The organism is Allorhizocola rhizosphaerae, assembly GCF_003426775.1.
GTDB classification, from domain to species: Bacteria; Actinomycetota; Actinomycetes; order Mycobacteriales; family Micromonosporaceae; genus Allorhizocola; species Allorhizocola rhizosphaerae.
The window spans coordinates 1-5,066 of sequence record NZ_QJUG01000363.1 but is presented as its reverse complement, the minus strand read 5'-3'; the positions used below and the strand labels follow the sequence as shown (position 1 = coordinate 5,066).

Here is a 5,066-nt window from a genome sequence, read left to right as displayed (position 1 = left end):
CTCGGCGGCGCCGTAGGTGGTGTGGCCGGAGGCGGCGAAGCTGGGGGTTCCTGCGGCACACCCGGCGGGGTGGGTTCACTCATGCCCGACAGGCTAGGACTAGCGATCAAATCCCGCCAGTCAACACACGTGACCAATCCGTGACAGTCCCACCTCTCACGCCCTTTTATCGGTTGATCATGAATTTATGTCCATGTTCGGCGGCGTGTCGTCTCCGTGACTTCATGATCATCGACCGGGAGCCGACCGTGGAGTTTGTGCGACGGCCCGCGGTCGAACATGGATTTATCTTCATGATCAACAGAAGAGGGGGGTGGGCACGTAGACTGGCACTCGCTACATTCGAGTGCCAACAGGGAGGTGTGCATATGGCTCTGGACGATCGCAAGCTCGAAGTGCTTCGCGCCATCGTTGAGGACTATGTGGCAACTCAGGAACCTGTGGGCAGCAGAGCGCTGGTGGAGCGGCACGCGCTCGGGGTGTCCCCGGCCACCGTGCGCAACGACATGGCCGTGCTAGAAGACGAGGGCTACATCCGCCAGCCCCACACGTCCGCCGGGCGGGTCCCGACCGACCGGGGCTACCGGCTGTTCGTCGACCGCCTGTCCAAGGTCAAGCCGCTCTCGCCGGCCGAGCGCCGGGCGATCGAGCGGTTCCTGATCGGCGCGGTCGACCTCGACGACGTGGTGCACCGCTCGGTGCGCCTGCTCGCGCAGCTGACCCGCCAGGTGGCGGTCGTGCAATACCCGTCGCTGTCCCGCTCGGCAGTGCGCCACCTGGAGCTGGTGCCGGTGTCCACCACCCGCCTGCTGCTGGTCATGATCACCGACACCGGGCGGGTCGAGCAGCGCATCGTCGAGCTGCCCGGGCCCACCCCGGTCGAGGACATCACGGAGTTGCGTGGCGCGATCAACAACAAGCTCGCCGGGATCAAGCTGGTCGACACCCCGCCCCTGGTGCAGGAGCTGGTCGAGCACCGGTCCGACCCGGTGACGAACGCCGTGGCCGTGGTGCTGCTGGAAACCCTCGTCGAGCGGCACGAGGAGCGCGTCGCCCTGGCCGGCACGGCCAACCTGGCCCGGTTCAACTCGCTTGACCTGGCCGGATCGCTGCGGCCGATCCTTGAGGCGCTCGAGGAAGAAGTCATCCTGCTCAAGTTGTTCGACGAGGTGCAGGCGGGCAGCACCCGGGTGCGCATCGGCGACGAGAACGAGGTGGCCGATTTGAGGACTACCTCCGTGGTCAGCACGGGGTACGGTCCAGGCAGCACCGTCGTCGGCGGGCTGGGTGTGCTCGGCCCGACCCGCATGGACTACCCGAGCACCATCGCGACCGTCCGGGCCGTCGCCCGGTATGTCGGAGACTTGCTAGCACAGCACTAAATCGGAGCGGTAAAGGGATGAGAGTGGCTGCCAAGGACTACTACGGCATTCTGGGAGTTCCCAGGGATGCCACCGCCGATGACATCAAGCGTGCCTATCGCAAACTGGCCCGCCAGTATCACCCCGACGTGAACCCCGACCCGGCGGCGGCGGAGAAGTTCAAGGACATCAACGCGGCCTACGAGGTGCTGTCCGACGACCAGAAGCGCCAGATCGTCGACCTCGGCGGTGACCCGCTGTCGCCCGGCGCGGGCGGCATGGGCCCCGGCACGGGCGGCCCGTTCGTGGGCTTCCAGGACATCATGGACGCGTTCTTCGGCGGCGCGACGTCGCGCGGCCCGCGTTCGCGCACGCGCGCCGGGGCCGACGCGATCCTGCGGCTCGACCTCGATCTGGTCGAGACCGCGTTCGGGGTCGAGGCGCCGATCACCGTGGACACCGCCGTCCTGTGCACGGCGTGTTCCGGCGCGGGCACGGCACCCAACACGCACCCGCAGACCTGTGAGACGTGCGGTGGGCGGGGCGAGGTGCAGTCGGTGCAGCGCACCTTCCTGGGCCAGGTGGTCTCGTCGCGGCCGTGCGGCACGTGTGCCGGTTATGGCACGACCATCCCGCACCCGTGCTCGACGTGTGGCGGGGATGGGCGGGTGCGCACGCGGCGCAGCCTGACCGTGAAGATCCCGGCGGGGGTCGAGGATGGCATGCGCATCCGGCTGGCCGGGCAGGGCGAGGTCGGCCCGGGCGGCGGGCCGTCGGGAGATCTCTATGTCGAGATCCACGAGCGGCCGCACGATGTGTATGCGCGCAAGGGAGACGACCTGCACTGCAAGGTGACCGTGCCGATGACGGCCGCGGCCCTGGGCACGCGGCTCACGATCAAAACTTTGGACAGCGAGGAGCAGCTGGAGGTCAAGGCGGGCACTCAGCCGGGCTCGACGCTGCGTATCCGCGGCAAGGGGGTGCCGCACCTGCGGGGCGCCGGGCGGGGCGAGCTGTTCGTGCACCTCGACGTGCGCACGCCGACCAAGCTCGACTCGTCGCAGGAGCAGTTGCTGCGCGATTTCGCGCGGATGCGGGGCGAGGAGGTCGCCGAGCTGTCGAAGCAGGGCGGGTTCTTCTCCCGGATGCGGGACGCGTTCAACGGGCACTGATGTCGCTTCCGCTTTTCCTCGTGCCGGTGCTGCCCGCGTCCGAGACGTTTGTCTTGGATGGACCGGAGGGGCATCACGCGGCCGATGTGCAGCGCATGCGCGTGGGCGAGGAGCTGATGCTCGGCGATGGGCTGGGCGGGCTCGCCTTCGCGTCGGTGACGTCCGTCGCGAAGGGACGGTTGGAGCTCGCCGTGCACAAGCGGGAGTTCGTGCCCTTGCAGGAACCGCGGTTGGTGGTGGCGCAGGGGATTGCCAAGGGCGACCGGAGCGAGCTCGCGGTGCAGGCCATGACCGAGGTGGGCGTCGACGAGATCGTGCCTTGGGAGGCCATGCGGTCGATCGGGCGGCTGCGCGCCGACAGGTGGGCGACGACCGCGCGTGAGGCCAGCAAGCAGGCGCGGCGGGCTTGGGTGCCTTTCATGGGAGAGCCGGTTTCGACGAAAGCGTTGGCCGAGCGAGCGACCTTCGTGCTGCATGAGGAGGCGACGGCGCGGCTGTCCACTGTGGAGCTTCCGGCGGCGGGCGAGATCGTGCTGGTGGTCGGGCCGGAGGGGGGCATCGATGCGCGGGAGCTTGACCTGTTCGCCGGCGCGGGCGCGACGACCGTGCGGCTGGGCGACAATGTGCTGCGCACATCGACGGCGGGCGTTGCGGCTCTTGCGGTGCTCGCGACGCGTCTCGGCCGCTGGTGACAGCCCCTTGGGTTGATCATGAAGTTGGTGTCGCGACCCGCCGTCGAACATGGACTCAAGTTCATGATCGACGCGAAAGGGGTGTGGATACGATGTCGGGTGTGAGTGACTGCCTGTTTTGCAAGATTGTCGCGGGTGACCTGCCTGCGTCCCTGGTTCACGAGACCGGGAACACGCTGGCCTTCCGCGACATCAGTCCGAAGGCGCCGGTGCACGTGCTGGTGATCCCGAAGGCGCACTATGCCAACGTGGCCGAGCTGGGCGCGGCCGATCCGGCGCTGGCCGGTGACGTGCTCGCGACCGCCGCGGCCGTCGCCGAGAAGGAGGGCGTGCGCGACACCTTCCGGCTGGTGTTCAACACCGGGGCGGCGATGGGCCAGACCGTGTTCCACGTGCACGCACATGTGCTGGGCGGCGGCCGCACCGGGTTCGGTGAGGTGTGACCGCACTGGAGAGGTTGGTGCGGCAGGTTCAGGCGCACGCCCGGATACCCGCGCTGAGCGTGGCCCTGCGCCGCACTGATCGTCCGATGTGGACACTGCAGGTCGGCGAGCCGGGCGAGAGCTTCCGGATCGGGTCGATCACCAAGACGTTCACGGCCGTGCTGGTGATGCAATGCCGCGACGCGGGATTGATAGACCTTGACGATCCCATTATCAAGTACCTGGATGTGCCCGCACACGGCACGATGACGTTCCGGCGGCTGCTGTCGCATACGGGCGGCCTGCAGCGCGAGCCCGTCGGCGACGTGTGGGACACGCTCGCCACTCCTGATGTGCCAGATTTGGTCAAGGATCTGGCGCACGCCGAGGCGGTGCACCCGCCGTCGCGCCGCTTCCACTATTCGAACCTCGGCTATGCCCTGCTCGGGCACGCGGCGGCGAAGGTGCTCGGCGGGCAGTGGTGGCCCCTGGTGCGCGACCGGATCTGCCGGCCGCTCGGGCTCGACTCGGTGTCGTATGCGCCGCCACCGAATGCCGCGACCGGCTATCTGGTCGACACGTACTCCGATCACGCCCATCCCGAGCCGGCGACCGACTTCCGGGCGGTCGCGCCGGCCGCGCAGCTGTGGAGCACGGCGGCCGACATGGCGACCTGGGCGGCGTTCCTGGCCGACCCGCTCGCCATTGATCCTGATCAGCGGGTGCTCGCCCACTCGACCGTCGCCGAGATGCGCTGGCCGCTCACGCCGCGAGACGAGGCGCTGTGGTCGATGGGCGTCGGGCTCGGGCTCATGCTGTGGCCGCAGGCCGAGCGCGCTCTCCACGTCGGGCACAACGGGGCGATGCCCGGTTTCCTGGCCGCGGCGGCGGGACGGCACGGCGGGAAGGGCAACCCGGGCGGCGTGGGCGCGGCGGTACTGGCGTCCTCGGGGACGGCGTCGGAGATCTTCGATCTGTCGCATCGGCTGATCAACGAGTCGCTGTCGGACGACCCGATGGAGATACCACCGTGGGTACCGGGCGAGCCGGCACCGGCCGAGCTGCGCACCGTGCTCGGGCGCTGGTGGGGCGAGGGCTTCGAGTACGTGTTCCGCTGGTCCAACGGGCGGCTGACCGCCTCGGACGCCGGTGACACGTCCGGAGCGCCGCCGGCGGTGTTCGAGCCCGTGGAGGGTGAGACCGACGTGTTTCGCACGGTTTCCGGCCGGGAGTCCGGTGAGCTGCTGCGCGTGACGCGGGCCGACTCGGGCGAGGTGATCCGGATGCATTGGGCAACTTACCGGTTCACCAGGTATCAGGAGACTTTCGACGGGGTAAATTTCGGCCATGGCGGCGGCTAGAGGAGTCCAATCGGCCCGCGGGCCGGGCGGTATCGCGGCGGAGGCTGAGGCGAGAGCG

The 5,066-nt window shown here is 68.9% G+C and carries 5 protein-coding genes; all 5 read left to right on the top strand.

The window, feature by feature from the left end:
• Positions 1 to 368 precede the first annotated feature (368 nt).
• The 5 genes from hrcA to DM816_RS40015 all read left to right on the top strand — a co-directional run bounded on the left by hrcA (position 369) and on the right by DM816_RS40015 (position 5,008).
• Positions 369 to 1,382: a heat-inducible transcriptional repressor HrcA gene (gene hrcA / locus DM816_RS40035; protein ID WP_117215681.1), complete on the top strand. Its 1,014-nt coding sequence runs from the start codon at positions 369 to 371 to the stop codon at positions 1,380 to 1,382.
• Positions 1,383 to 1,399: 17 nt separating this feature from the next.
• On the top strand, positions 1,400 to 2,533 hold the full coding sequence (dnaJ, locus tag DM816_RS40030; RefSeq protein WP_117215680.1) for a molecular chaperone DnaJ: 1,134 nt from the start codon (positions 1,400 to 1,402) through the stop codon (positions 2,531 to 2,533).
• Positions 2,533 to 3,225 (top strand): 16S rRNA (uracil(1498)-N(3))-methyltransferase, encoded by a 693-nt coding sequence (locus DM816_RS40025; RefSeq protein WP_117215679.1) that lies wholly within the window; start codon positions 2,533 to 2,535, stop codon positions 3,223 to 3,225. The genes dnaJ and DM816_RS40025 overlap by 1 nt, the downstream gene beginning before the upstream one ends.
• A gap of 101 nt (positions 3,226 to 3,326) precedes the next feature.
• Positions 3,327 to 3,668 (top strand): histidine triad nucleotide-binding protein, encoded by a 342-nt coding sequence (locus DM816_RS40020; RefSeq protein ID WP_425455338.1) that lies wholly within the window; start codon positions 3,327 to 3,329, stop codon positions 3,666 to 3,668.
• Between the two features lie 17 nt (positions 3,669 to 3,685).
• Positions 3,686 to 5,008: a serine hydrolase domain-containing protein gene (locus DM816_RS40015; RefSeq protein ID WP_246002674.1), complete on the top strand. Its 1,323-nt coding sequence runs from the start codon at positions 3,686 to 3,688 to the stop codon at positions 5,006 to 5,008.
• Positions 5,009 to 5,066: the final 58 nt, after the last annotated feature.